30 protein-coding genes are annotated in these 26,438 nt (G+C 63.1%); 21 read left to right on the top strand and 9 right to left on the bottom strand.

Annotated features, from left to right (window positions below):
• The first annotated feature begins 26 nt into the window (after window positions 1–26).
• Entirely contained in the window at window positions 27–1,175 is a 1,149-nt protein-coding gene (gene dprA / locus ABIB91_RS03170) for a DNA-processing protein DprA (RefSeq protein ID WP_354158358.1), read from the top strand.
• Here dprA and ABIB91_RS03165 read toward each other — a convergent pair.
• Window positions 1,172–1,582 (bottom strand): winged helix-turn-helix transcriptional regulator, encoded by a 411-nt coding sequence (locus ABIB91_RS03165; RefSeq protein WP_354158360.1) that lies wholly within the window; start codon window positions 1,580–1,582, stop codon window positions 1,172–1,174. The genes dprA and ABIB91_RS03165 overlap by 4 nt on opposite strands.
• Window positions 1,583–1,665: 83 nt before the next feature.
• Between ABIB91_RS03165 and ABIB91_RS03160 the strand changes: the two genes are divergently transcribed.
• Window positions 1,666–2,274, top strand: a complete 609-nt coding sequence (locus ABIB91_RS03160; protein WP_354158362.1) for an FMN-dependent NADH-azoreductase — start codon at window positions 1,666–1,668, stop codon at window positions 2,272–2,274.
• 72 nt (window positions 2,275–2,346) lie between these two features.
• On the opposite strand, the gene ABIB91_RS03155 is transcribed toward ABIB91_RS03160, so the two are convergent.
• Window positions 2,347–2,529 carry a hypothetical protein gene (locus tag ABIB91_RS03155; protein WP_007603307.1) on the bottom strand — a complete coding sequence of 61 codons (183 nt, stop codon included), beginning with the start codon at window positions 2,527–2,529 and terminating at the stop codon, window positions 2,347–2,349.
• A gap of 178 nt (window positions 2,530–2,707) precedes the next feature.
• Window positions 2,708–3,481 (bottom strand): SDR family oxidoreductase, encoded by a 774-nt coding sequence (locus ABIB91_RS03150; protein ID WP_219684745.1) that lies wholly within the window; start codon window positions 3,479–3,481, stop codon window positions 2,708–2,710.
• 121 nt (window positions 3,482–3,602) lie between these two features.
• Between ABIB91_RS03150 and ABIB91_RS03145 the strand changes: the two genes are divergently transcribed.
• Together ABIB91_RS03145 and ABIB91_RS03140 are read left to right on the top strand one after the other, a co-directional pair.
• The gene (locus ABIB91_RS03145) at window positions 3,603–4,073 is read left to right on the top strand and encodes a winged helix-turn-helix transcriptional regulator (protein ID WP_354158365.1); all 471 of its coding nucleotides are present in this window, start codon (window positions 3,603–3,605) and stop codon (window positions 4,071–4,073) included.
• A gap of 200 nt (window positions 4,074–4,273) precedes the next feature.
• A complete protein-coding gene (locus ABIB91_RS03140) occupies window positions 4,274–4,864 on the top strand; it encodes a flavodoxin family protein (protein ID WP_502916940.1) in 591 nt (196 codons plus the stop codon).
• 171 nt (window positions 4,865–5,035) lie between these two features.
• On the opposite strand, the gene ABIB91_RS41690 is transcribed toward ABIB91_RS03140, so the two are convergent.
• Complete coding sequence (locus ABIB91_RS41690) at window positions 5,036–5,248, bottom strand: hypothetical protein (RefSeq protein WP_502916939.1); 213 nt, start codon at window positions 5,246–5,248, stop codon at window positions 5,036–5,038.
• A gap of 312 nt (window positions 5,249–5,560) precedes the next feature.
• Between ABIB91_RS41690 and ABIB91_RS03130 the strand changes: the two genes are divergently transcribed.
• Complete coding sequence (locus tag ABIB91_RS03130; RefSeq protein WP_354158367.1) at window positions 5,561–6,211, top strand: DUF4145 domain-containing protein; 651 nt, start codon at window positions 5,561–5,563, stop codon at window positions 6,209–6,211.
• A 186-nt stretch (window positions 6,212–6,397) separates the two neighbouring features.
• Here ABIB91_RS03130 and ABIB91_RS03125 read toward each other — a convergent pair whose 3' ends face one another.
• Window positions 6,398–6,637, bottom strand: a complete 240-nt coding sequence (locus ABIB91_RS03125; protein WP_007603303.1) for a hypothetical protein — start codon at window positions 6,635–6,637, stop codon at window positions 6,398–6,400.
• A gap of 227 nt (window positions 6,638–6,864) precedes the next feature.
• Here ABIB91_RS03125 and topA point away from each other — a divergent pair, with 227 nt between their 5' ends.
• From topA to ABIB91_RS03075, 10 genes are all read left to right on the top strand, one after another.
• On the top strand, window positions 6,865–9,606 hold the full coding sequence (topA, locus tag ABIB91_RS03120; RefSeq protein ID WP_354158368.1) for a type I DNA topoisomerase: 2,742 nt from the start codon (window positions 6,865–6,867) through the stop codon (window positions 9,604–9,606).
• A gap of 7 nt (window positions 9,607–9,613) precedes the next feature.
• Window positions 9,614–11,968, top strand: a complete 2,355-nt coding sequence (gene rnr, locus ABIB91_RS03115) for a ribonuclease R (protein WP_354158370.1) — start codon at window positions 9,614–9,616, stop codon at window positions 11,966–11,968.
• Entirely contained in the window at window positions 11,962–12,396 is a 435-nt protein-coding gene (locus ABIB91_RS03110; protein ID WP_007603299.1) for a DUF983 domain-containing protein, read from the top strand. Before rnr ends, ABIB91_RS03110 begins: the two co-directional genes overlap by 7 nt.
• Before the next feature lie 32 nt (window positions 12,397–12,428).
• Window positions 12,429–13,175 (top strand): NUDIX hydrolase, encoded by a 747-nt coding sequence (locus ABIB91_RS03105; RefSeq protein ID WP_354158372.1) that lies wholly within the window; start codon window positions 12,429–12,431, stop codon window positions 13,173–13,175.
• Between the two features lie 246 nt (window positions 13,176–13,421).
• Window positions 13,422–14,747 (top strand): LLM class flavin-dependent oxidoreductase, encoded by a 1,326-nt coding sequence (locus tag ABIB91_RS03100; protein WP_354158374.1) that lies wholly within the window; start codon window positions 13,422–13,424, stop codon window positions 14,745–14,747.
• 124 nt (window positions 14,748–14,871) lie between these two features.
• Window positions 14,872–15,039 carry a 50S ribosomal protein L33 gene (gene rpmG / locus ABIB91_RS03095; protein WP_007603295.1) on the top strand — a complete coding sequence of 56 codons (168 nt, stop codon included), beginning with the start codon at window positions 14,872–14,874 and terminating at the stop codon, window positions 15,037–15,039.
• Between the two features lie 1,092 nt (window positions 15,040–16,131).
• Window positions 16,132–16,800: a helix-turn-helix domain-containing protein gene (locus ABIB91_RS03090; protein ID WP_354158377.1), complete on the top strand. Its 669-nt coding sequence runs from the start codon at window positions 16,132–16,134 to the stop codon at window positions 16,798–16,800.
• A 111-nt stretch (window positions 16,801–16,911) separates the two neighbouring features.
• Complete coding sequence (locus tag ABIB91_RS03085) at window positions 16,912–18,153, top strand: acyltransferase family protein (RefSeq protein WP_354158379.1); 1,242 nt, start codon at window positions 16,912–16,914, stop codon at window positions 18,151–18,153.
• 331 nt (window positions 18,154–18,484) lie between these two features.
• Window positions 18,485–18,871: a hypothetical protein gene (locus ABIB91_RS03080; protein ID WP_354158381.1), complete on the top strand. Its 387-nt coding sequence runs from the start codon at window positions 18,485–18,487 to the stop codon at window positions 18,869–18,871.
• Between the two features lie 151 nt (window positions 18,872–19,022).
• Complete coding sequence (locus ABIB91_RS03075) at window positions 19,023–19,364, top strand: hypothetical protein (RefSeq protein WP_354158383.1); 342 nt, start codon at window positions 19,023–19,025, stop codon at window positions 19,362–19,364.
• Between the two features lie 103 nt (window positions 19,365–19,467).
• Here the strand turns inward: ABIB91_RS03075 and ABIB91_RS03070 are convergent, their stop codons facing one another.
• On the bottom strand, window positions 19,468–20,706 hold the full coding sequence (locus ABIB91_RS03070) for an MFS transporter (RefSeq protein WP_354158385.1): 1,239 nt from the start codon (window positions 20,704–20,706) through the stop codon (window positions 19,468–19,470).
• Window positions 20,707–20,835: 129 nt separating this feature from the next.
• Here ABIB91_RS03070 and ABIB91_RS03065 point away from each other — a divergent pair, with 129 nt between their 5' ends.
• The 6 genes from ABIB91_RS03065 to ABIB91_RS03040 all read left to right on the top strand — a co-directional run bounded on the left by ABIB91_RS03065 (window position 20,836) and on the right by ABIB91_RS03040 (window position 23,556).
• Window positions 20,836–21,444 carry a TetR/AcrR family transcriptional regulator gene (locus ABIB91_RS03065; RefSeq protein ID WP_354158387.1) on the top strand — a complete coding sequence of 203 codons (609 nt, stop codon included), beginning with the start codon at window positions 20,836–20,838 and terminating at the stop codon, window positions 21,442–21,444.
• Window positions 21,445–21,706: 262 nt separating this feature from the next.
• Window positions 21,707–21,925, top strand: a complete 219-nt coding sequence (locus ABIB91_RS03060; RefSeq protein ID WP_007603284.1) for a hypothetical protein — start codon at window positions 21,707–21,709, stop codon at window positions 21,923–21,925.
• A 172-nt stretch (window positions 21,926–22,097) separates the two neighbouring features.
• Entirely contained in the window at window positions 22,098–22,265 is a 168-nt protein-coding gene (locus tag ABIB91_RS03055) for a hypothetical protein (protein ID WP_354158389.1), read from the top strand.
• 436 nt (window positions 22,266–22,701) lie between these two features.
• Complete coding sequence (locus tag ABIB91_RS03050) at window positions 22,702–22,902, top strand: hypothetical protein (RefSeq protein WP_354158391.1); 201 nt, start codon at window positions 22,702–22,704, stop codon at window positions 22,900–22,902.
• Window positions 22,899–23,105, top strand: a complete 207-nt coding sequence (locus ABIB91_RS03045; protein ID WP_007603282.1) for a GDCCVxC domain-containing (seleno)protein — start codon at window positions 22,899–22,901, stop codon at window positions 23,103–23,105. The genes ABIB91_RS03050 and ABIB91_RS03045 overlap by 4 nt, the downstream gene beginning before the upstream one ends.
• A gap of 124 nt (window positions 23,106–23,229) precedes the next feature.
• Window positions 23,230–23,556, top strand: a complete 327-nt coding sequence (locus ABIB91_RS03040) for a hypothetical protein (RefSeq protein WP_354158394.1) — start codon at window positions 23,230–23,232, stop codon at window positions 23,554–23,556.
• A 322-nt stretch (window positions 23,557–23,878) separates the two neighbouring features.
• On the opposite strand, the gene ABIB91_RS03035 is transcribed toward ABIB91_RS03040, so the two are convergent.
• From ABIB91_RS03035 to ABIB91_RS03025, 3 genes are all read right to left on the bottom strand, one after another.
• Entirely contained in the window at window positions 23,879–24,025 is a 147-nt protein-coding gene (locus ABIB91_RS03035; protein WP_157158686.1) for a hypothetical protein, read from the bottom strand.
• 447 nt (window positions 24,026–24,472) lie between these two features.
• Window positions 24,473–25,846 carry a PleD family two-component system response regulator gene (locus tag ABIB91_RS03030; RefSeq protein ID WP_007603275.1) on the bottom strand — a complete coding sequence of 458 codons (1,374 nt, stop codon included), beginning with the start codon at window positions 25,844–25,846 and terminating at the stop codon, window positions 24,473–24,475.
• Between the two features lie 14 nt (window positions 25,847–25,860).
• Complete coding sequence (locus ABIB91_RS03025) at window positions 25,861–26,226, bottom strand: response regulator (protein WP_007603272.1); 366 nt, start codon at window positions 26,224–26,226, stop codon at window positions 25,861–25,863.
• Between the last annotated feature and the right edge of the window lie 212 nt (window positions 26,227–26,438).

Raw genomic sequence — 26,438 nt, 5'->3', positions numbered from 1 at the left:
GCGCAGCTGTTGCCCACGCCCTCAGGTTGTTCCATGCTGCGCCTGCAAGGAGCTGCCGGGACGCCATCAATCCCAGCGTAGAGCTGACCGAGGCCGACAGGATCGACCGCCTGCGGCTGATCCGGTCCGACAATGTCGGGCCGCGCACTTTCCGCTCGCTGGTCGATCATTTCGGCACGGCGCGCGCGGCGCTGGAGCGGCTGCCGGATCTCGCACGCCGCGGCGGTGCGCAGCGATCTGCGCGCATCTGTAGCGCCGAGGAGGCGAAGGCCGAGCTCGCCGCGAGCCGCAAGTTTGGAATTGCCTGGCTCGCGCCCGGCGAGGACGGCTATCCGGCGCGGCTGGCAACGCTCGACGATGCGCCGCCGCTGCTCGCCGTGCGCGGCGACAATGCCACGCTGATGCGGCCGATGATCGCGATCGTCGGCTCGCGCAACGCCTCTGGTGCAGGCTTGAAATTCGCCGGTCAGCTCGCCCGCGAGCTCGGCGAGGCCGGCTTTGTCGTCATCTCCGGCCTCGCCCGCGGCGTCGACCAGGCCGCGCACCGCGCCAGCGTCGAGAGCGGCACCATCGCCGTGCTCGCCGGCGGACATGACTGCATCTATCCGCCGGAGCATGGCGATTTGCTCGCAGCGATCCTCGACCGCAAGGGTGCTGCGATCTCCGAGATGCCGCTCGGCCACGAGCCGCGCGCCCGCGACTTCCCCCGCCGCAACCGGCTGATCTCGGGCGCCGCGCTTGGTGTGGTCGTGGTGGAGGCGGCGCACCGCTCGGGCTCGCTGATCACCGCGCGCATGGCGGCCGAACAAGGGCGCGAAGTGTTCGCGGTGCCGGGCTCGCCGCTCGATCCGCGCGCCGCCGGCACCAACGATCTGATCAAGCAGGGTGCGACGCTCGTCACCGAAGCCGCCGACGTCGTCAACGCGGTCGCGCCGATCATGGAGCGGCCGCTGATGCGCAGCGCGAGCGAGCCCGACAGCGAGCCGTTCGAAAGCGATCCGCAAGGACACGACCGCGACCAGATCACCGGCCTGCTCGGCCCTGCCCCTGTCACGATCGACGATCTCGTGCGGATGTCCGGCGCCTCGCCTGCCATCGTGCGCACCGTGCTCTTGGAACTCGAGCTCGCCGGCCGGCTCGAACGCCACGGCGGTGGCTTGGTCTCGCTGCTTTAAGAAGTATTCCGCTTGTCGAAGCGCGTGCGCGCCGAGGCGATCTGCTCCTGATGCGTGATCGCCCATTCGCCGAGTGCCTTCACCGGCTGTTGCAATCCGCGGCCAAGATCGGTCAGCTCGTAATCCACGCGCGGCGGAATGGTCGGGAAGATCGTGCGCGTGACCAGGCCGTCACGCTCGAGCCCGCGCAGCGTCAGGGTCAGCATCCGCTGCGAGATGCCGTTGATCATGCGCTTGAGCTCGTTGAAGCGCTTGGGCCCATCGCTCAGCATCATGATGACGAACACGCTCCATTTGTCGCCGACGCGCGCGAGGATCGAGGCGACGCCACGGCAGTCGGCGTGGTCGCGATCCGGCATCGGTGTGGCAGGCAAATCGATGTGCGCAGGTTTCAGGGATGTGCCCATGGCTCAAAAAGGTGCGTTCTTGCGGGGATTTCGATAGTCACTCATGTAGCTCTGGTTACAAACTTATACCAGGGTGATCCCGAATGAAACTCCTCCATCTCGACTCCAGCGTGCTCGGCCCCCACTCCGTTTCCCGGCAGGTCTCCGCCGCCATCGTCGACCGTCTGCGGAAGGCGACGCCATCGCTCGACCTCGTGTATCGCGACCTGACGCAGAGCCCGCTCGCCCATCTCTCCGGCTCGCATCTGGCGGCCGCGCAAGGCGCGCCTGCGCCGGCGGAACTCGGCCCCGACCTCGCCGCCAGCAAGGCCGCGCTGGACGAGTTTCTTGCGGCGGACATCGTCGTGATCGGCGCGCCCATGTACAATTTCACCATTCCGAGCCAGCTCAAGGCCTGGATCGACCGCGTCCTGGTGGCGGGGAAGACGTTCAGCTACGGCGCCAATGGCCCACAGGGCCTTGCCGGCGGCAAGCGCGTGATCTTCGCGATCTCGCGCGGGGGCTATTACGGCGCGGGCACGCCCGCCGCATCGCTGGAGCACCTCGAAAGCTATCTGCGCGGCGTGTTCGGTTTCATGGGCATCCATGATCCCGAATTCATCACCGCCGACGGCATCCAGGTCGGGCCGGAGCATCGCGAGAAGTCGCTCGCAAGCGCGCTTGAGGCGGCAACCAGCCTGCGCGCGGCCTGAGGCAACGCCCACATCATCAGCCGCCGCAACATTGCCTGCGGCGGCTGATCGACCGGTGCGCGATCGGCGAAGCTAAAACCAGGAGCCCTGAATGCCGAGGATGACGGCGACGAGGGAAACGAACAGGCCGATGCCTGAGAAAAGAGCGACCCCGATGAACTCGGAGGTGTCGGAACGCTTGGCGGGAATGGTGGAGTTTTCGGTGTAAATACGCGGTGCTGAAATCGGGGAAGTAATACGAGCTGCCTTTGGCATATCGGGCTCCCTTGAAAATGAGTCTTCGTGACCCCCTGCCCGTAAAAGTGTCTTGGCAGCGCAAGCGAAGGTTCAACGCCTCACGCAAGGTTCAGAAAATACAGCTCGCGAGACGTGGGAACCGGCCGGCGCAACCACTCGCCGCTGCGCCGACCGATTCAATTTGCACCAAGATTGATCAGCCGCGATAGATCGGCGCGCCGCTCGGCGAGGCAACCGCGCCGCCGTCGACGAAGATTTCCTCGCCCTGCACATGGGCGGAATCGTCGGAGGCGAGGAACAGCACGGTCTTCGCGACGTGATCTGTTTCACCAATGCGCCCCAGCGGCGTCGTCAGCGCGATCCGCTTCTCGAACGCCTTCTCGGCTTCCGGTGTTGCGGTCGCAGGTCCCCAGATCGGTGTGCGGATCGCACCCGGCGCGACCACGTTGACACGAATGCCGCGCGGCGACAGTTCAGATGCCATGATCCGCGCCATCGCCCGCACGCCGGCCTTGGCGGCGCCATACGCCGAATAGCCGGGAATGCCGAGCACGGAGATCACCGACCCGCTGAGGATGATCGAAGCGTTGTCGTTGAGATAAGGCAGCGCGGACTGCACGGTGAAGAACACGCCGGTCAGATTGGTGCTGATGACCTTCTCGAAGACCTCCAGCGTGGCCGACCCCAGCGGCGTACCGCCGGCGATGCCGGCATTGGCGAACACGACGTCGAACTTGCCGAACTTTCCGGCGCCCTTCTTGATCGCAGCTTCGGTCGCGGCAATGTCGGTGGCGTCGGCGGTCAGCGCGAGCGCGTTCGGCCCGAGCTCGTTCGCGGCCGCCTCGAGCGTCTCCTTGTTGCGCCCGGTGATCACCACTTTGGCGCCCTCGGCCACGAACAGCTTTGCCGTTGCCAGTCCAATGCCGCTATTGCCGCCGGTGATCAGGGCCGTCTTGTTCTTCAGTCTCACGTTCGCCTCCAGTGGTTGCATCATAAAACTATGATTGCCATCTAGGCTATCTGGTTTTAATATGCAACCACACGAGCGCGTGAACGGCGACTGGACCGTGCGATCGCGAAAGGACCCGACCATGGTGAAACGAACGAGCTTCGAGGGCGACGCCTGCCCGATTGCACGCTCGCTGGAAGCGATCGGCGACCGGTGGTCCCTGCTGATCATCCGCGAGGCGCTGTTCGGCCTGCGCCGCTTCGGCGAGTTTCAGAGCAAGCTCGGCATGGCCAAGAACATTCTCTCGGCGCGACTGCGTTCGCTGGTCGATCACGGTATTCTGGCGACCGCCCCCGCCTCCGACGGCAGCCCTTACGAGGAATATGTGCTGACGCCGAAGGGCCGCGGCGCCTTCCCGGTGTTGGTAGCGCTGCGCCAATGGAGCGAGGAATTCGACGATCGCCCGTCGGAGATCGCGACCATCCTGGTCGATCGCGAGAAAGGCCGCCCGGTGAAGAAGCTCGAACTGCGCGCAGAGGACGGGCGACTGCTTGCGCAAGCCGATACCACGCTGAAGCCGCGGCCGGCGCCGCGACGGCGGTCGGCGGGATAGAGGCGCGCTGTCTCTCCAACGTCGTCCTGGCGAAAGCCAGGACCCATTACCCCAAGGAGGGTTTGGCGAAGACGTGTCACCCGGAATTCCCACCGCGCTCAGGTCAATAGACCTCGCGGTATGGGTCCTGGCCTTCGCCAGGACGACTCCGGAGGGAGAGCGAGTGTGGCGCGGCGGGACTTGTACAAGACATCGCCAGCGTGAAGGATGGCGAGGTCCACCAAAGTGGCACCACCATGCCCCTGCTCGCCATTGTCTATTTTTCCATCTCCGGCACCACCGAGAAGCTGGCGCATGCGGTTGCGCGCGGAGCGGATGGCAGGGCGCGGGTCACGCTCTGTCGCATCACCGGCGGCGACATCGTGTCAGGCCGCTTCCAGAATGAGAGCTTACTGGAGACGATCGACCGCGCCGACGCAGTTGCATTTGGCAGCCCGACCTATATGGGCGGACCAGCCGCTCAATTCAAAGCGTTTGCCGATGCTTCAAGTGATCGATGGAGCCGGCAACAATGGGCCAACAAGTTCGCAGCCGGATTCACGACGGGCGCATGCGCTGGCGGCGATCAACTCCACACACTGACCTACTTTTCCATTCTGGCCGCGCAGCACGGCATGCTCTGGTGCGGACTGGATATTCCGGGTGGGGAGGATCCGAGTGGCCGCAATCGTTTGGGCAGCCAGCTTGGCCTTGCGACACATCTGGTCGACAGCGCCTTGCCTCAGACCGACCTCAGCACGGCCGAATATCTGGGTCAGCGATTGGCCAAAATGGCAAGCCGCAACGGCTAACCTCACCCGTCATTGCGAGCGTAGCGACTTGCCCGCCGAAGCTTTAGCGAAGGCGGAAGCAATCCAGAGTCTTTCCGCGGTAGAATTCTGGATTGCTTCGCTGCGCTCGCAATGACGACTTTGGTGCAGCGAGCTCCAATCTCTCACCGTCACCCTGAGGTGGACGCTTCTTCAGCGGCCCTCGAAGGGCGACAGCCCGGGGCCGCTCATCCTTCGAGGTTCCCGGCGCGACGCTTGGCATCGCGCCACTCGCACCTCAGGATGACGGAACCGATAGGGCCCCCTCACGACAGCATTCGCCTTCGCCTGCACCAGCAGTTCGCGGATCTTGTGCAGCATCAGAATGGCTTGCTGGTCGGCACTCTTGATCGGCACGAAGTGCATATTCGGTCGCGACATCGCTTCGCAGATCGCCGCTGCGTCGATCGCGTCATTCTTGCCCCGCTTGACTTAGGGCCTGATGTACGCCGGCGGTATCGGAACCACCCCGTACCCCTATGCGACCAGCTGGCAAGCACAATAATGCACCGGACCGCATCCGAGTCGACGACTCGACTGATCAGGGCGGCCACGAAGTCTAGCTTTTCCGCTTCCGGTCGCATCTCGTAAAAGGATATCCTCGCCGCCATTGCGTCCTTCGAGCGCAGCGCAATCCGTATGTCGCGCTCGGCTCCCTGCATTTTGGATTCGATTGACATGGCGACGTTCACCCATAAGTGCCCGCACTGCCTCACCGAGCACATTGCGCTGCGCGCGCGTCTTGGAATGGCCACACCACCCCACAGCGGCAAATTCAGCGCGCATCTCGATTGCCCAAAATGCAACAAGCCGTCCTGTGTCATTCTGAAGCCAAACGGCCACAACAAACTCGAACCATCCCATTGGGACAGCCATCAGGTGGACCTGACCAATCATGGCTGGCAAGTCGAGCAATTTTGGCCGCCTGTGCCAGGCCCAAACATTCCCGAAGCTCTGCCGACGGACATAGAGCGCATCTATCTGCAGGCCGAGCGCAATTTCCCGATCCAGGGAAACGAGGAACCCGCCGGCACGATGTACCGGAAGGCACTCGACGTCGGCTTGAAGAAGATCGACTCAGAGACCAAGGGAGTTCTCGCCGTGCGCATCAAGAAGCTCGCGGCCGCAGGCAAGCTCACGGCCGATATCGCCGAATGGGCGGATCACGTCCGCGATCTCGGCAACGAAGCTGCACATGAGGACGAGCCGCCCACCCGCAAGGAGTTGACCGACCTGCGCAACATCACCGAGATGGTGATGCGCTACCTGTTCTCGCTTCCAGCCCTGGTCCTGGCTCGCCGGCCCAAGCCGGACGAGCCCGCGAAATAGGTTGCGCCCGCTCGCGCGGACGTGGCTCGTCGAGCAGGACAATGGGCACTCCGTAAGACGGTTGCGTGGCGCACGCGATGTAGAGACCAGCCTGCGTTCAGCGGGGTCGCTCATCCTTCGGGGCTCCCGGCGCGATGCTTCGCATCGCGCCACTCGCGCCTCAGGATGACGGGTCCAACTCCCCCCTCACGACAGCTTGCGCTTGCTCCGCAGCCGCAGATGCTCGTCGGCCTCCAGCTTGGTCATTCCCAGGAGATAATGCAGCACGTCGAGCTTGTGCCGCTCGGCCAGCTTGCGCAGCGCCCCGACCTGCTCGGCGATGAAGGCGACCGCCTCCTCGACGCCGCCCTCCCCCGGTTCCTCGTGACGCGAGCCTCCCGCCGCGCGCGATGCGGCGCCGGCCCGTTTCTTTCCTGGCTTAGTCACCAGCCCCCACCCGAATCCATGCCCCGTAGAAACATTACGCCGACATCGGCCGCAACTCAAAGGTGGTATTTTGCAACTTTCTCGATATGAAACTTTCCCCATCTGGGTGGCTTTCAACACCCCTCGATTTGACAGCGAGGGCCTCACCACCCATGTTCGGGACGAAAGGGCCGACCCGAATCTCATCGAATTCGGCCCCAATTTTCCCCATAAGTTACTGGAACTACATGAATATCGTCATTGTGGAGTCGCCGGCGAAAGCCAAGACGATCAACAAGTATTTGGGCTCGTCCTACGAGGTTCTGGCCTCGTTCGGCCATGTCCGGGACTTGCCGGCGAAGAACGGCTCCGTCGATCCCGACGCCAATTTCAAGATGATCTGGGAGATCGATCCCAAGGCGGCCGGCCGGCTCAACGACATTGCCAAGTCCCTCAAGAACGCCGATCGCCTGATTCTCGCCACCGACCCTGATCGCGAGGGCGAGGCCATCTCCTGGCACGTGCTGGAGGTCCTGAAAGAGAAGCGCGCGCTCAAGGACCACAAGATCGAGCGCGTGGTGTTCAACGCCATCACCAAGCAGGCGGTCACGGACGCCATGAAGCATCCGCGCCAGATCGACGGTGCGCTGGTCGACGCCTATATGGCGCGCCGCGCGCTGGACTATCTGGTCGGCTTCACCCTCTCCCCCGTTCTGTGGCGCAAGCTGCCGGGCGCCCGCTCGGCGGGCCGCGTGCAGTCGGTGGCGCTGCGGCTGGTCTGCGACCGCGAGCTCGAGATCGAAAAGTTCGTTGCGCGCGAATACTGGTCGCTGATCGCGACCCTGCTGACGCCGCGCGGCGACGCCTTCGAGGCACGTCTCGTCGGCGCCGACGGCAAGAAGATCCAGCGGCTCGACATCGGCACCGGCGCGGAAGCCGAAGACTTCAAGAAGGCGCTGGAAGCCGCCAGCTACGCCGTGACCTCTGTCGATGCCAAGCCGGCGCGGCGCAATCCGCAGGCGCCCTTCACCACCTCGACGCTGCAGCAGGAAGCCAGCCGCAAATACGGGTTTGCGCCGGCGCATACCATGCGCATCGCGCAGCGGCTCTATGAAGGCATCGACATCGGCGGCGAGACCACCGGACTCATTACTTATATGCGTACCGACGGCGTGCAGATCGATCCGTCCGCGATCACCCAGGCACGCAAGGTGATCGGTGAGGATTACGGCAACGCCTATGTGCCGGACACGCCGCGCCAGTACCAGGCCAAGGCCAAGAACGCCCAGGAAGCCCACGAAGCGATCCGGCCGACCGACATGTCCCGCCGTCCCGACAGCATGAGCCGCAAGCTCGAGTCCGACCAGGCGAGGCTGTATGAACTGATCTGGAAGCGCACCATCGCGAGCCAGATGGAATCGGCCGAGCTGGAACGCACCACGGTCGACATCACGGCGAAGGTTGGCGGCCGTACGCTGGACCTGCGCGCCACCGGCCAGGTCGTCAAGTTCGACGGCTTCCTCGCACTCTATCAGGAAGGCCGCGACGACGAGGAGGACGAGGACTCCCGCCGCCTGCCCGCGATGAGCCCCAACGACGCGCTGAAGCGGCAGTCGCTCGCCGTCACCCAGCACTTCACCGAGCCGCCGCCGCGCTTCTCCGAGGCCTCGCTGGTCAAGCGCATGGAAGAGCTCGGCATCGGCCGGCCCTCCACCTATGCCTCGATCCTCCAGGTGCTCAAGGACCGCGGCTACGTCAAGCTCGAGAAGAAGCGCCTGCACGGCGAGGACAAGGGCCGCGTCGTGGTCGCGTTCCTCGAAAGCTTCTTTGCCCGCTACGTCGAATACGACTTCACCGCCAATCTGGAAGAGCAGCTCGACCGCGTCTCCAACAACGAGATTTCCTGGCAGCAGGTGCTGAAGGATTTCTGGACCGGCTTCATCGGCGCGGTCGACGAGATCAAGGATCTGCGCGTAGCCCAGGTGCTCGACGTGCTCGACGAGATGCTGGGCCAGCACATCTATCCGGCGCGCACCGATGGCGGCGACATCAGGCAATGCCCGAGCTGCGGCAACGGACGGCTCAATCTCAAGGCCGGCAAGTTCGGCGCCTTCGTCGGCTGCTCGAACTATCCGGAATGCCGTTACACCCGTCAGCTCGCCGCCGATGGCGAGGCCAGCGCCGATCGTTCGCTCGGCCAGGACCCTGATACGGGTCGCGATGTCTGGGTCAAGGCCGGCCGTTTCGGGCCCTACATTCAGCTCGGCGAGCAGAAGGATTATGCGGAGGGCGAGAAGCCGAAGCGCGCGGGCATTCCGAAGGGGACTTCCCCTGGAGATGTCGAGCTCGACCTTGCGCTCAAGCTGCTGTCGCTGCCACGCGAGATCGGCAAGCACCCGGAAACCGGCGAACCGATCACCGCGGGCCTCGGCCGCTTCGGGCCGTTCGTGAAGCACGAGAAGACCTATGCCAGCCTCGAGGCCGGCGACGAAGTGTTCGACATCGGCATCAACCGGGCGGTGACGCTGATCGCGGAGAAGATCGCCAAGGGCCCGAGCCGCCGCTTCGGCGCCGATCCCGGCAAGGCGATCGGCGATCATCCCACCCTCGGCACCGTCACGGTGAAGGGCGGCCGCTACGGCGCCTATGTCACGGCGGGCGGCGTCAATGCCACGATCCCGAGCGACATCGAGAAAGATGCCATCACGCTGCCGCAGGCGATCGCGCTGATCGACGAGCGCGCGGCCAAGGGCGGCGGCAAGAAGCCGAAGAAGGCGGCCAAGCCCGCCAAGGCCAAGAAGGCTGCGGCGAAGGCCGCCGACGGCGATGACGCCGCGCCAACCAAAAAGCCGGCCGCGAAGAAGGCGGCCAAACCCAAATCCGAATCCACCAGCAAGGCGCGCGCCGCCGTGTCGTCGACGGCCAAAACGTCGCCGACCAAGGCAGCTGGCGCCAAAGCTCCGGCCAAGAAAAGTGCCGGCACCAAATAGAGGTTAAGTGAAACGCAAGAATGACCGTGGCTTTCCCGACAGGGCAGCCATCGTCGCCTTCATCAAGGCAAATCCCGGAAAGGTCGGAACCCGCGAAATTGCGCGCGAGTTCGGCCTGAAGAACGCCGACCGCATCGAGCTCAAGCGCATGCTGCGCGAGCTCGCCGACGACGGGCTCGTCAAGAAAAAGCGCCATACGATTTCAGAGCCGGACAGCCTGCCGCCGACGCTGGTCGCCGACATCACCGGCCGAGACGCCGACGGCGAGCTGGTCGCCTCCCCCACTGAATGGGACGAAGTCGAAAGCGGCGAACCGCCAAAGATCCTCATCACGATGCCGCGCCGGCCCAAGCCCGGCACCGCGGCCGGCGTCGGCGATCGCGCGCTGCTGCGGGTCGAGCGCTCGGATGAGACCGATGGCCCGGCCTATCGCGGCCACATCATCAAGGTCTTCGACAAGACCAAGAGCCGCATCCTCGGCGTCTTCCGCAGCCTGCCCGAAGGCGGCGGGCGAATCATCCCCGTCGACAAGAAGTCCGCCGACCGCGAACTGAACATCGCCGCGACCGAGATGCACGGTGCGCAGGACGGCGATCTCGTCAGCGTCGACATCATCCGCTCGCGCGGCTTTGGGCTGGCGTCGGGCCGCGTCAAGGAGAAGCTCGGCTCGGTTAAGTCGGAGAAGGCGATCAGCCTGATCGCGATCTACGCGCACGACATCCCGCTGCAATTCCGCCCCGCGGCGGAGCGCGAGGCCGAAGCGGCGGAGCCGGCCAATCTGAAGGGGCGCGAGGACTGGCGCGACGTCCCGCTGGTCACCATCGATCCGCCGGATGCCAAGGATCACGACGACGCGGTGCACGCGCAGCCGGATCCCGATCCCAACAACAGAGGCGGCTTCATCGTCGATGTCGCCATCGCCGACGTGAGCTTCTACGTACGGCCGGGCACCGCGCTCGACCGCGACGCGCTCGACCGCGGCAACTCGGTCTATTTCCCCGACCGCGTCGTGCCGATGCTGCCCGAGCGCATCTCCAACAATCTGTGCTCGCTGGTGCCGGGCGAGCCGCGCGGCGCGCTCGCGGTGCGGATGATCATCGCCCCCGACGGGCGCAAGCGCTCGCACAGCTTCCATCGTATCCTGATGCACTCCGCAGCCAAGCTGAGCTACGCCCAGGCGCAGGCCGCGATCGACGGCCGGCCGGACGACACCACCGGCCCCCTGCTCGATCCGATCCTGCGGCCGCTTTATGCCGCCTATGCCTGCGTCAAGCGCGCGCGAGACGAGCGCGATCCGCTCAATCTCGATCTGCCCGAGCGCAAGATCCTGTTGAAGAGCGACGGCACGGTCGACCGCGTCGTCGTGCCCGACAGGCTCGACGCGCACAAATTGATCGAGGAGTTCATGATCCTCGCCAATGTCGCGGCAGCCGAAATGCTGGAGAAGAAGTCGCTGCCGCTGATCTACCGCGTGCATGACGAGCCGACCCTGGAAAAGGTCCACGCGCTCGCGGAATTCCTGGAGACGCTGGACGTTCCCTTCGCGAAATCAGGCGCGTTGCGCCCCGCTCTGTTCAACCGCGTGCTGGCGCAGCTCGAAGGCCACGACCACTTTCCGCTGGTCAGCGAGGTCGTGCTGCGCGCCCAGGCACAGGCCGAATACTCCTCGGAGAATTACGGTCATTTCGGCCTGAATTTGCGCCGCTATGCGCATTTCACCTCGCCGATCCGCCGCTATGCCGACCTCGTCGTGCACCGTGCGCTGGTTCGCGCGCTCGGTCTCGGCGAAGGCGCACTGCCCGACACCGAGACGCCGGAAACTCTCGGCGAGGTCGCAGCCCACATCTCGGTGACCGAGCGGCGGGCGATGAAGGCGGAGCGCGAGACCGTCGACCGCCTGATCGCCCATCACCTCGCCGACCGCATCGGTTCGAGCTTCCAGGGCCGCGTCTCCGGCGTCACGCGCGCCGGCCTGTTCGTCAAGCTCGCCGAGACCGGCGCCGACGGCCTGATCCCGATCCGATCCCTCGGCACGGAATATTTCAACTATGACGAGGGCCGCCACGCCCTCGTCGGCACCCGCAGCGGCACCATGCATCAGCTCGGTGACGTCGTCGACGTCCGCCTGATCGAAGCAGCTCCCATCGCAGGCGCCCTGCGCTTCGAGCTGCTGTCATCGACGGGTGAGACCGCGCCGCGGCACCGCAGGTCCTCCGGTCCGCAACGCCGCCCCTCGTTCAAGGCGCATCCGGGGCGCAGTCCCGACAAGAAGCGCAAGCCGGACAAGCCGAAGAAGCCCGGCAAGGGGAAAAAAGCCAAAGGACAAAGCAAGGGCAAGGGTCAGAAGGGTAAGGCATGGTGAGCACAGCCCCGAAGATCTGGACCCGCGAGACCGGCCTCGTCGAGAAGCGCGACGTCTTTGCTGCGATAAGGCGCGGCTTTCGCGGCCGCTGCCCGCGCTGCGGTGAGGGAAAGCTGTTCCGCGCCTTCCTGAAGACGGCGGATAATTGCGCGGTCTGCGGCCTCGATTTCACGCCGCATCGGGCCGACGATCTGCCCGCCTATCTCGTCATCGTCATCGTTGGTCACATCGTGGTGCCCAGCATCCTCTGGATCGAGACCAATTACACCACACCGGTCTGGATCAGCTTCGCGGCCTATCTGCCCTTCACCTTTGTCGCCTCGCTCGCACTGCTGCAGCCGGTGAAGGGAGCCGTGGTCGGATTGCAATGGGCTCTGCGCATGCATGGGTTTGACGAGAACCCGACGGATGGTATTCCGCCGGTGTAAGCAAAATAAGCAAAAGTGGTTTGGGTGAGGACATGACGGATATTGCGCAGGCAGAAAAGGCGAAGATCCACGAGGGCAAGGAAGCCGACCATTATCCCTATTTCCGCCCGAAGGATGCCGCGACACTGATCCTGGTCGACCGCAGCGGAGCCATTCCAAAAGTCCTTGTCGGCAAGCGCCACGACAAGGTGGTGTTCATGCCCGGAAAATTCGTCTTCCCCGGCGGCCGCGTCGACAAGGACGATTTTCGCGTGCCGTGCGCGGCGCCTGTAACCGCCGAGCTGGAAGCCAATCTCGCCAAGGGCAGTCCGAAGACTCCGGCCTCGCGCGCGAAGTCGCTGGCGATTGCCGCGATCCGCGAGGCCTGCGAGGAGACCGGCCTCTGCCTCGGGCGCAAGGCCGAAGGCAAAGCGAAACTGGAAGGCCCCTGGAAGCCGTTCGCGGATGCGGGCCTGCTGCCCGATCCCTCCAGCCTGTTCCTGATCGCGCGCGCGATCACCCCGCCCGGCCGCGTCAAGCGGTTCGACACGCGCTTCTTCACGGCGGACGCCTCCGCGATCGCCCATCGCGTCGACGGCGTGATCCATGCCGATGCCGAGCTTGTCGAATTGGTCTGGGTCGAGCTCGGCTCGAAGCCGCTCGCCGATCTGCATCCCATGACGCGCAACGTGCTCAACGAGCTCGACGCGCGCCTTGCCGCCGGCCCGCTCCGCCATGACGCGCCGGTGCCGTTCTTCCATTTCTATGGCGGCAAGATGCAGAAGGATATTTTGAGCTGACTGGCCGCGCGGGCCCACGTCTCTCCTCCGTCATTCCGGGACGCGCGAAGCGCGAACCCGGAATCCATTCATCACCGTCCTTGCTGCTCGATGGATTCCGGGTTCGCCGCTACGCGGCGCCCCGGAATGACGCGAATGTGCTGAGCGCGCATCGAAAAACAAAATAATCTTCCCGCCTCCCCCGATGGCGGAGTTCCTGGGCATGCCTATGTCTTCCGGAACGACACCAAGAACGGACACCGGGCGATGGCACAACGGCAACTCAAGCTTGGCGCGTTCATGCGCCCGATCAGCATCCACACCGGCGCCTGGCGCTATCCCGGGGCCTGGCCGGACGCCAATTTCAACTTCGGCCACATCAAGACGCTGATCCAGAAGCTCGAGGCCGGCAAGTTCGACGCCTTCTTCATGGCCGATCACCTCGCCGTCTTGAACATGCCGGTCAATGCGCTGAAGCGCAGCCACACGGTCACCTCGTTCGAACCATTCACGCTGTTGTCGGCGCTCTCGGCCGTCACCGAACGGATCGGCCTGATTGCGACGGGCTCGACCACGTTCGACGAGCCCTATCACGTCGCACGGCGCTTCGCCTCGCTCGACCATCTCAGCGGCGGCCGTGCGGGCTGGAACATCGTCACCACCTCGAACCCGGACGCGGCGCTGAATTTCGGCCTCGACGACCACATGGAGCACGCCGAGCGCTACAAGCGTGCCCGCGAGTTCTACGACGTCGTCACCGGCCTGTGGGATTCCTTTGCCGATGACGCCTTCGTGCGCGATGTCGAAAGCGGCGTGTTCGTCGATCCCGCCAAGATGCATGTGCTCGACCATCACGGCAAATATCTGAAAGTGCGCGGTCCCCTCAACATCGCCCGCCCCGTCCAGGGCTGGCCGGTAATCGTGCAGGCCGGCGCCTCCGACGACGGCAGGCAGCTCGCCGCCGAGACCGCGGAAGCCGTCTTCACCGGCGGCGGCAGTCTTGCCGACAGCCAGAAACTCTATGCCGACATCAAGGGCCGCATGGAGAAGGTCGGCCGCGATCCCGAACACCTCAAGATCCTGCCCGGCGCCTTCGTCGTGGTCGGCGACAGCGTCGACGAGGCCAAGGAGAAGCGCGCGCTGCTCGACAGCCGCGTGCATTACGACAGCGCCATCGCCTCGCTCTCGGTCATCCTCGGCACCGATGCCTCCGGCTTCGATCCCGATGGACCGCTTCCCGAAATCCCCGAGACCAATGCCAGCAAGAGCGGCCGCCAGCGCATGGTCGATCTCGCCGCCCGCGACAAGCTCACCGTGCGCCAGCTCGCCCAACGCGTCGGCGGCTATGGCGGGCTATCCTTCGTCGGCACCGCCAAAACCATCGCCGACCAGATGGAGGAATGGCTGGTCGGACGCGGCTCCGACGGCTTCAACATCATGTTCCCGTTCCTGCCCGCCGGCCTCGACGATTTCGTCGACAAGGTCGTGCCGGAGCTGCAGCGGCGCGGGATTTTCCGCAAAGAGTATGAAGGGCCCACTTTGAGGGAGAATCTGGGCCTGCCGCGGCCTAAAAACCGGTTCTTCGAGGCCTGATTGGCCCGATTTGAGTGCTTTTCGAGCCCTAAAATCTTGACATCAAGCCGTTTCTGGCTAGGTTGCCGGCCAACGCGGGCCATTTGGCCGGCTCCAGATTCCCTTCATTCCTGAGGTTCTGAACATGGCCAAAGCGGTCACCATCAAGGTCAAGCTCGTGTCCTCGGCCGACACCGGCTTCTACTACGTCGCCAAGAAGAATTCGCGCACCATGACCGACAAGCTGGTCAAGAAGAAGTACGATCCCGTCGCGCGCAAGCACGTCGAATTCCGCGAAGCCAAGATCAAGTAAGATCATCAAGCAAGATCGCGGAACGCTGAAGACTTTTGCGGGGCCCTTTCGGGCCCCGTTTCATTTTGTACCCTCCTCTCTCGTGTCCCGGACGCGCTGCAGCGTGCAACGCTGCTGCGCAGAGACGGGACCCAGAATGCAACACGGCACGCCGCGGAGACATGGGCCCCGGCTCTGCAGCGCACCGCTGAAGAAGCGCTGCGCTGCGTCCGGGCACGAGAGCTGAACTCGGCGCGGTGAGTCATCAGCAGATATTTTAACAACCCCCGGTTGCCCGCCCCCCAATGCATGTTACCGTGCACTTACCGGAACGGCATTTCCGTCCGGATTTGGAAGGAGATGGTCATGAGATTGTCATCAAGCCTTGTCGTGCCTTCAGCCGTCGCCGTCTTGTCAACTGCCTTGCTGTGCGCGCCGGCAGCGTCGCAAATCCCAACCGGCTCCGCCGCCACACTCCCTCCCGTCACGGTCGACGCGGCGAAACAGGTGGCAAGGCCGCACGTGTCGGAGCGGGGAGCAAACACAATTGCGCCGCGTCGGACTGCGTCAACAGCTCCAACGTCAACCGCGCGAACGCCTTCGTACGCGCCAGGTTCTGTGATGGGGAGGATTGCCAGCCTGGAGAAAGTCGCCAGCAGCTGCAACGGAGGCTGTGCATCAAGCTTCCCAAGCGGCAAGGATCCCTGGGTGGGATGCAGCCTGTCGGGCGGCAACATCGACTACGGACCTTTCTCGCCAACCTGCCGAGACACCATCACCCACAAATCCTACCTGGATTGCGTCGAAACCAGGACGTTCCTGGGCGACAACCGAAACAAGGCACACTGGTTGTGCAGCAGCCTGGCCGCCGGCAACAGGTTTAAGGTCGCCGATCTCAAGCGATCAGGACGCACGCGTTAGTCCATACCGCCTGGGTAGCGAACACTGCTACTTCCCCAATGAGCCGCCAGTGCCGCCAAGCGCCGGCGGCTTTTCCTTTCGCCTCGCGCCCGTAACGCTGCGCTCATCACATCAAAATTGATCCCCCTCAACTTTGCTTGCCGGTTTTTCCCATAGCCTCGGTCGGGTTCCAGGCAACGCGGGGGGCCACGAATGCTCGTAAGGAAGCAACAAATTCCGCCTCAACGGCCAAGCTCGAGCGAATTGAATGCGCTCGCCGGTCACGCCGTGTTTTGCAGTGAATTCAAGTATCGGCGTGGCACCGAGATCTTCGGAGAGGCGGAGCCGATCCAATATCTTTACCAGGTCAAGAGCGGAGCGGTTCGAAGCTATAAATTATTGGCTGACGGTCGCAGGCAGATCATGGCCTTTCATCTGCCGGGTGACATCTTCGGCGTCGAGAACGGTGCAGTTCATAGATTTACCGCCGAGGCGATTGTCGAAACGATTGTCCGTCTGACCGATCGCCAGAACGTCGTCGAGCAAGAGTGCGGCGGCGCGACCGCGACGAACAATGTGCTCAGACTCGTCACGGGCAGCCTTCAACATGCCGAAACTCACATGCTGTTGCTCGGGAGGAAAACGGCAATCGAGAAAGTCGCCGCTTTCTTGATCGAAATGGACGTCCGCTTGACTGCGGCCGGAGTCATGAGCCTTCCCATGAACCGTCGCGATATCGCCGACTATCTGGGCCTGACGCTGGAGACGGTCTCGCGTGCCCTGTCGCAACTCAGGGACCGTGACATTCTCAGCTTCATCGGGCAGTCGCAGCGACAAATCGTATTGCGAGATCGAGCAAGACTGACCGATTTCGATCAATGAGCGGAATTGATGCATTGGCCCGGAGCAAAGCAAGTGTGACCCACCTCGCAGAGCGCCGTGACCAGTTTCAATATCTCCAGCGGGATCGTTGCATGACCTTGGTCCATTCCCGTGAAGAGCCATTTGCCGTTGCTGGATCCGTTGCGCTTCGCCGCTGCCCTTGGCGTCGCCATGTTTCACCAGATGTTCTGGTCCTGGGCCTGGGTGTCGATTGGCGTCCCGGGTTTCGAGCGCAGCGTCGCAGCGGATGTCCTCTACCCGTCCGCCGCGCCCTTCACATGGTTCGGCTGGGTCGGCGTTGAAATCTTCTTTGTCATTTCCGGTTTCGTCATCGCGAATTCCGCGAGCACATCGTCGCCGGGCGAGTTTCTTCTTGGTCGCGCCCTCAGGATCTATCCGGCGGTCTGGGTTTGCGCCACCGCGACCTTCCTCGTTCTGCTTCTCTTCGGGAGCGGACCGGCCTCCGAATTCATTCTGCCCTACATCCACGCCATGCTGATGGTTCCCAAGGGAGTCACAGGTCAGTGGCTTGACGAGGTCTATTGGACGCTGGCAGCCGAGACGGCATTTTATGGCCTCGTGTTCTGCGCGATGCTCACGAAGAAGATCACCCTGCGGCACCTGGCCTGGGGTCTCACCATCTACAGCGCAATATTCAATGCCGTCGCGCTGCTCGTGCTGTCATGCACGACGCCGTCCGACTTGCCCTATCTCGTCATTTTGATGTTTCGCGTGCCGTGCGCGGCATTCCTGCTGACGCATGGATGCTTCTTTGCGCTGGGGATCTGGCTGTTCATTTCCGCGAACAGAGAATTGACTGCGCTCGAACAGGTCGCAATTGCCGTCGCGTGTCTTTCGGGCGCCGCGGAGATCTACTTTTTTGCCTCGTTCTTCTTGACGTCCATCCCCGCCATCTCGGATCAATCGGCTCTCGTGCCGATTATGGTTTGGGCAGCCGCGGTGCTTCTCATTGCAATCGCCGCGAACCGGCACAGGCGCTCTGCGGGCATCGCGTCCCCCAAGGCACCGGCCTATTTGAGAACGCTCGGACTGATCACCTATCCGCTCTATCTCACGCACAACGTCATTGGCACGGCGCTCATCCGTGCCCTGGTCGATGCAGGCCTCGATGCCACCTCGGCCGTCTGGATCGCGCTGGGCATGCTTGTTCTGGTCTGCTGGTTCATTTGCGCGAAGATCGAACCGATCGTCAGAGGCGCGCTGATGCAGACTCTTTCGCATTGCGGAAAGCTTCCGGAAAGGCAGCCGGCGTCGAGGCGCCCGGCATTGGCCCGGGGGCTGCGACTGCGCCCCGCACGTTCCCTGTCGTCTCCCGGACGCGCTGCAGCGTGAAACGCCGCTGCGCAGAGCGGGGACCCGGAAAGCAACACAACACGCTGCAGAGACGTGGGCCCCGGACGCAGCGCACCGCTGAAGAAGCGCTGCGCTGCGTCCGGGGCGCGAGGGGTGGGCTCGGCGGCCCCTGAAGCTGTCGCGTCCGCTATGCGCTCAGAAGACGATGTTGAAGCCGTATCGCTCTAGGTCAACGATGGGCCACAAGCCGACTGTCGAAGCTGTCGACACGCGAATTTACGTCAGGTTAAGACTTCCGTCTGTTTCTACTAAAGCGTGCTATCTCGATCCGTTTAGACACGCGAAGGATCTGATCCGGTAGAGAGTCGCAATGATTGCTACAATTCTACTCTGTAATGCCGCAGGCTTTGTTGTCGCTGTTTTGTGTTTTGCGTACTTCTCCCCGCGTCGTATCGCGTGGGGCTGGGGATTGGCTGCCTTGGCTAACATCCCGGGTCTAATGTTCCTTGCCTATCTACTTGAAAAGCACGGCGACTTGTACGTCTTCATTGCTTTGGCACTAAGTGTATTTGTCGGTCTCGGCGGTTTCGGAATTGGTGCAATCGTCGGGATGATCATCGCGTCAAACCGACCGCACAATGAGCGAGAGACCGTAGATGGGCACGATCCCGAAGTAGAGCCGCGTTCAGAGCCTGTTCGCAGATCACTGCGACTAAAAGCAAGAGCGGCCAGCTGGCGTGCGAGCCGCGAGCGGTAATGTTGGTCGCCCGCTTTGGGTCAAAAGCAGCCTTGGCGCCAACGCTGCCGATTGGTCCGCTGAGGGCCAGAAGCTGACGTATTGAGTGTTGCCTGCTACGATGACAATTGAGGGCGACATAGTTCATCGTTTGATGATCGTGAGGCAAGGCGTGTGGGCAGAAATCTCAAAAGCGTCGTTCATTTCTATTCCGATAGTCGGAACTCTATCCGGGCTGCTGAGCATGCGAACGGCCTATTCGACATACAAGTTGATCGGAGCCCGCTTCGACGGCGCGAACTTTCCATGGTTCTACACCGTGTTGCAAAGCCCTTGGTACGCGAAGCAATTTTGGGGACAGGACGATATTGCTAATGGGCTTCCTTATGACCTGAAGACGACGGTCACTCGCGCGAGAACCCAGATTAACTACGGAATGGCTGCAATCATTTTGTGGACCATCTTTGCTCTCTGCGTCGGTGCTGCAGCAGCCCATTTCGGGAGCGGCACGTAGGCGATACCCACTGTCCGCTCAGGGTCACAAGCGGCCGATCACGACCAAGACGCGCGGCGTCCGCTAGAAACTCCCAAGCGGACGCTCACGAGGACACGCCCCCCTACGCCGTCCGCAACACCGGCGCCGGCGGCTGTGACGGCCGGATCAGCGCGAACGCCACCTGGATGATGCCGCCGGCCAGCCCCAGCGCGACGCCGATGCGCCAGGCCATCGTATACGAGCCGAGCGCATCGTAGATCACCCCTCCCCCATACGCGCCGAGAAAGCTGCCGATCTGGTGGCTCATGAAGGCGAGGCCCTGGATCATCGCCTGCCAGCGCAAGCCGAACATCTCGGCGACCGCGCCCGCCACCAGCGGGCCGACACCCATCCACAGGAAGCCCATGATCGCGCCGAACAGCAAGGTCGAGGCAGGCGTCGCCGGCAGCGTAAAGTACCAGGCGAGCGCGAGCGAGCGGAAGACGTAGATGCCGCCGAGCAGTGCGAGCTTGTTCCAGCGCTGGCCGGCCCAGCCGAAGAACAGCGAGCCAAGCACGTTGAAGCCGCCGATCATGCCCAGCGTCTGCGCGCTCAGCATCGGATCGAGGCCGCAGATCGCGAGATAGGACGGCAGGTGCGTGGTGAGGAACACGAGCTGCATGCCGCAGACGAGATAGGCGCAGGTCATCACCACGAAGGACGCGTTGCCGAAAGCGGTCTTCGCCGCGATCATGGCCGTGGCATCGACGATCTCGTCAGTCGCGGGCTTGGGCAGCGGGACCGCGTCGACACGCCCGGCATACCAGGCCGCGGGGATCATCAGCACCGACATCACCACGAAGCCGGCGAGCCCGACGCGCCACCCGAATCCCTCGTTGAGCATCTGCCCGATTGGCGCCGACAGCAGCGCGCCGAGCGAGCCCGCGCCGGAGACGATGCCGAGCACGGTGGAACGCACCGTCGCGGGCACCGCGCGAGCCGCCACCGACATCGCGATCGCCGCCGCGGTGCAGGCGAGCGAGGTGCCGATCAGCACGCCGGCGCCGATCATGATGGCGACGAGACCGTTCGCGGTTGCCATCAGCACCAGGCCCGCGATGTACATGAACGAGCCTGCGATCATGATGGGACGGAAGCCGTAGCGCGTGGTCATCGCGCCGGCGAGCGGCTGGAGAAAGCCCCAGGCGAGGTTCTGCACCGCCAGCGCCAGCGTGAAGTCGGAGATCGACAGATGGATGTCGTGGGTCAGCGGCTGCATGAAGATGCCGAGGCTCTGCCGCAGCCCCATGCTCAGCGTCAGCATGATCGAGGCGCCGATCAGGATGGGCAATGTCGGGCGCAGGACCTGCAACAGGGGCATTTTCGTCTCCCTCATCGGCGCGGCGCGAGCGCCGTCGTCTGCAATATCAGTTGATTTTGGTTACACAGACCTGTGTACTTAGGCTATGGATAGCGTGCGCTGTCAAGCGAACAGGACATTCACCGCCGCATGGCTCCCCCGCCCGCCCCACAGACGATGAAAGAGCGGATCCTCGAGACCGCCGACAAGCTGTTCTATCTGCAAGGCATTCGCGCCATCGGCGTCGACACCATCGCGGCCGAGATCGGCATCTCCAAGCGCACGCTCTACAACCACTTCCCCTCCAAGGACGCGCTGATCGCGGCCTATCTGGAGCGCCGCTTCGTGCAGCCCCGCCCCTCGGACAAGCCCCCGGCCGAGCAGATCCTCGCCACCTTCGATTCGCTGGAGCGCCGTTTCGCCGCAAAGGACTTTCGCGGCTGCCCGTTCGTGAATGCGGTCGCCGAGCTTGGCCCGGCGGACCGCACCGTGAAGAAGATCGCAATCGCCTTCAAGGAAAGCCGCCGCGTCTGGTTTCGCGACCGCCTCAACGAGCTCGGCGTGACGAACGCGGAGGCGCTTGCAACGCAGCTCGTGCTGCTGGTCGACGGCTCCATCGCGCAGGACCTCGTCCGCGACGACCCCGCAATGGCGCGTGCCGCGAAGGAGGCGGCGACGGTGTTATTGCGAAATGCGGGGGTGGATGTGGGAGATGAGACTGCGGTGAAGCGAGGCAAACGGCCGGCCCGGCATCCCTGAAGTAGCTACGAGATCAGAACCCGATCCGCCCGCCGCAAGAAGGCCGGGCAGGCCAGCACGCACTCCAGCGGCCAACCCGTTGGCCAAGCTTCATTTCGATCTCTTGAAGGGAGCGCGCCGGTATCCCTGAGGGAGTAGCGAAGAGCGAACAGCTGGTGCCGCAACTTATGGCCGCACTTCGTGACCGAGCCTATTAACATAGTTAAATTGATTTAATTTGATTTAACGTATTTAATCTTTCCGCCAGCCCCGGAGAGAACCCATGCCTGACCAGGACGACCGCCGCGAATTTCTAAAGACCTGCGGAAAGTTCGCAGCCGTGACACCTCCAACTATAACGCTGCTGCTCTCCACCTCCCTCACGTCCGATGCAATTGCTAAATCGGGTGCGAGCGCGGTCCATCACCACCACGGCAACAATGGCTGGGGTAACGGCGGCGGCGATGGCAGCCCCAACGGCAAGGACGACAGAGGCCGCTAAACATTTTTCGGCAGCACCGCAGTTGAAACGGCTCGCCGGTCACCAATTTTTCCGACGCCCATTCCTATATCGGTAATGCAGTCCAGTCGGGCCCCAGCTCTTCCCATTGCCCCCGGAGCTGGGGTTCATTTTTGTTCGGCTAGGAACGACTTACCGATTGCCAAGTTTTCCCGTGGCCCTCCCCAAGGGGGCAGCTGCTTCGCCAAGGCAGCTCAACAGCCCCAGCTTCACCGCCCTGAAGCTGGGGTTCCTTTTGCTGTCTCAATTGCCTCCCGCCTGGCCGCATCTTCTTCATCGCGTCATGGACGCGCTGGCCGAAGCCGCGATCCTGAAGCAGTGAGCCTGACGTATTGAAATCCGATGTTTACCTATGGTAGATTGCCATTTTTTCCCGATAATTCTTTTTGTGCTGGGGAGAACATCCATGCGAAGCTCTCGCGCAATCCTTTATGCCCAACAACTTAGCGAACTCACTTCTCAGCTCTCAGAATTGGAATATCTTCGAGGTCTGGTCGAAGAAGCAGAGCGAAGCGCCCACGCTGTGCCTCCATTACGCTTGACACATCCTGCTTCGCGCCGCCTTCGAAGTCGTAAACCAGGCGCCCTGTCTGTCCGCCGCCGTCGCCTCGCGCCACCAAGCTGGAATGCAGGAGCTATCAGCCACCCTGACAACGACAACCAAGTCGATCAGACTTTGCTGGAGCCATTCCCCGACGGATGGTGGGCTTCCCCCTAAAGCCTCTCCAAGCGCTGACCCGACGAAGGGATTTGATCCTATGCACCACATCCAGAGTACGCATATTGCCGCGATATTAAAACTGACCGCCCAGCAGCTTGAAGCACTTCGCAGCCCCCGAGAGATCCAAAAGGAATATTCCGAAATCCTCGTTTTGAGAGAGAAGATAAAACTGGTGACCGATCAGAAGAAGGCTCGCCGGCAATCCTTGCTCGGTGTCTGCCACGCGCCTGGTAAATGATCCTGAACTCCACGATCACGTGTCCCAAGTGCGGTCACGCTGCTGCCGAGGTCATGCCGACCGACGCTTGCCAGTTCTTTTATGACTGCAAACGCTGCGGCGAGCGTCTGAAGCCGCTCCCCGGCGACTGCTGCGTGTTCTGTTCCTTCGGCACCGTTCCCTGTCCGCCGGTTCAAGAGAACGGCACGGGCTGCTCTAACTAGCTGCCCTGAAGGGAGTGGATGCAGCACAAGAGGAGTGGTGCGAGCGTTTTGCGGCATGCTTGACACGTCACGACAACCCAAGGGAGCATCTGGCTTTTTTTTCATTCTTTTGGAGATTGCCACGATGACTACCATCCACATGGACTCGTCCGTCAGCCAGACCGCCACCCGCGCCGTTATGAACGGAGGAGTTCTGAGCTGCACAAAGACCAGCGACAAGGATGTTTATTCTCATTCGATCTGGGCCGACCGAAAGCAACATCCGGCAGTTCACGATGCACTAAGGGGACAGCATCGTCATCCCGCCCGGTTCGAGCGTGACGATATGGATATTCCGCACGCGGCCGGGAAAATCGACTTGGACCATGGACTTCGAACTCAAGGAAAAGGCTGCCTGACGCGCCATATGAAACAGCCTCTCTCGGAAATCCGGGAGCGGTCACCTGAATGACCGAACTGAAAGGAACAATCGCCATTTCGGCGTAGTTGACCTTCTTTACACCGGAGAAGGTCATGAATCGAAAATCGCTTCTTCTTACAGCCGCACTGTCCTTCGCTGTTGCCGCACCGGTCCTCGCACAAGGCGGCGGAGGTGGTGGTGGCGCGGGTGGCGCGGCCGCGAGCGGCGGCGCGTCCGGATCATCCGCGAGCTCAGGTGCAGGCACTGGCACGTCTGGCGCCGCCAATGGAGGTCCCTCGGCCCCATCCGGCATGGGCACAAACGCAACCTCAACCGGCGCTCACACCAATAACTCTCCAACCAACCCGAACGTTCAGCCCCCGACGCCGAACGGCAACACCGCGAGCACACCGGCCGCACCGGGCAGCTCGGGCGCGGGCAGCACCGCGACCGGATCGACACAGACCGGCACGCCAAACGGGAGCGACGGGTCCGGCATCACGGCGACCAATGGTGCCAACAGCGATAACAGGGACCAGATGAGCCCCGCTGAGCAAGCAAGGACGGGGATCAAGACGCTTCCGCAAGATCAAACTCCAGGAGCCGTCAGTGCGCCGGGCGTTGGCGTCGGTCATGCGGCGAACGGCTTGCCGATCGGTACGCCAGGTTCGGGGACCAGCAACGTCGATCAGAAGTAACCCGGACTTTCGGTCCACATGGATTCCATCGCTTGAGCCGAGACGCCGCGGCGTACTGGATTCCCCGCCTGCGCGGGGAACGACAGCAGAGTTCGTGGGATTTTCGGAATGCTAGCAGCATGCTCCTGTTTTGCCCGACGAGTCAAACGGCATTGCGGTCCAGCATCAGCCGTTTTGCGGCCGACGTAAGCCATTGATCCGACTAGCGTCGGCTACTGTGCATGGGGTTGTTTTCGCGTTTTTTTTTGCGCCGGCCTGTGCGAGCGGCCTCACGCCGCGTGCGACACCACGCGATTGCGGCCGTCGTGCTTGGCGCGGTACAGCGCAGTGTCGGCGCGCTTGAGGACGTCGCCAACCGCCTCGCCCTTCTGCTCCAGCGTGGTCAGGCCGATCGAGATCGTGACCTCGATGCGCTTGGTGCCCTTGTGGATCGCAAAGGGCTCGCCGGCGATCGAGCGGCGCAGGCGCTCGGCGACCATGCCGGCGACGTGGAGATCGGTCTCCGGCATCACGATGACGAATTCCTCGCCGCCGTAGCGACAGGCAAGGTCGATGCCGCGGATCGACTTGCGCACCCGCACGGCGAATTCGCGCAGCACGTCGTCGCCTGCATCGTGGCCGTAATTGTCGTTGATCGACTTGAAGTAGTCGATGTCCAGGATCATCAGCGCCAGCGGCTTGCCGCGGGTCGCGGCCTGTTCGGCCAGCGTCGCGAGATGGCTCTCCATGTAGCGGCGATTGTGCAGCCCGGTGAGCGCATCGGTGATCGCCATCTCGATCGAGTTCTGCACGTTGTCGCGCAGATGGTCGGTGTAACGGCGGCGGCGGATCTGGGTGCGGGCACGCGCCAGCAGCTCGATCTTGTCGATCGGACGCAGCAGATAGTCGTTGACCCCGATCTCGAGCCCACGCAGCAGCCGCGTGGCGTTCTCGGGGTCGGCGATCGCCAGGATCGGCACATGCCGCGTGCGCTCCAGCGAGCGCGCCTGGCTGCACAGCCGAAGGCCGTCGAAATTGTTGAGGTCGAGCGAGACGATCAGCAGATCGTAATTGCCCTCGGCGGCGTGGAACAGCGCTTCCGTCGGGTTCGGCTCGACGTCGATGGTGTGCTCGGCGGCGAGGATCGTCGCCAGCCGCTCATAGGAGGACTGGCGATCGTCGACCAGCAGGATGCGGCCGCCCTTGCCGGTGTCGGAGATTGCACTGCGCTCGGGCGCCTGCATGCCGATCTCGAGCGAAGTGATGGCGCGCATGCGCAGCTCGTCGGTCATCATCTTCAGCCGGGTCAGCGAACGGACGCGCGCGATCAGCACGACATCGGAGACGGGTTTTGTCAGGAAATCGTCGGCGCCGGCTTCCAGCCCGCGGTTGCGGTCGGCCGGGCTGTCGAGCGCGGTGACCATCACGACGGGAATGTGGTGCGTGGCCGGATCGGTCTTGAGGCGGCGGCAGACCTCGAAACCGTCCATGTCCGGCATCATGACGTCGAGCAGGATGATGTCGCATTCGGCGCGGGCGCAGATCGCCAGCGCCTCGGTGCCGTTCGCGGCGGTCATGACGTCGAAATATTCGGCGGATAGGCGAGCTTCGAGCAGCTTGACGTTGGCAGGGACGTCATCGACGACGAGAATACGCGCGGACACTGTGAACTCACTTCCTATCCGATGAAACGTCGGACCGTCTCAATGAATTTGCCGACCGAGATCGGCTTGGACAAATAGGCTTCGCAGCCGCCCTCGCGGATGCGCTCTTCGTCGCCCTTCATCGCGAACGCCGTGACGGCGACGACGGGAATGCTGCGCAGCTCCGGATCGTCCTTGATCCAGCGCGTCACCTCCAGGCCCGAGACCTGCGGCAATTGGATATCCATCAGCACGAGGTCGGGCCGCATCTTGCGAACGAGGTCGAGCGCCTCGTAGCCGTTGCTGGTACCGGTGGTCTGGTAGCCGTGCGCCTCCAACAGGTCGCGGAAGAGCTTCATGTTGAGCTCGTTGTCTTCCACGATCAGGACGGTCTTAGCCATCCCGCCCTCCTGATTGGTCCGCAGACCGATGCATGTGACGCCTCAGGCGCCGGTCGCCGGCGCTTCGAAAACTGGATTCAAACTAGCCTCGAATTCGCTTGAGTTTAGTTAAACCCGAGGGCCGACTTTCTGCGATGTGGTTTTCAGTTGCTTGTCGGGGGTCACAAGACTCAGGAACGAGACTCGGGCATGGTGACCCCAAAGTAGACACC

This window comes from Bradyrhizobium sp. JR4.3 (assembly GCF_040547695.1).
Taxonomy (GTDB): Bacteria; Pseudomonadota; Alphaproteobacteria; order Rhizobiales; family Xanthobacteraceae; genus Bradyrhizobium; species Bradyrhizobium canariense.
Note: the sequence above shows the minus strand (reverse complement) of the source record. Positions and strands in the feature narration are given on the sequence as shown.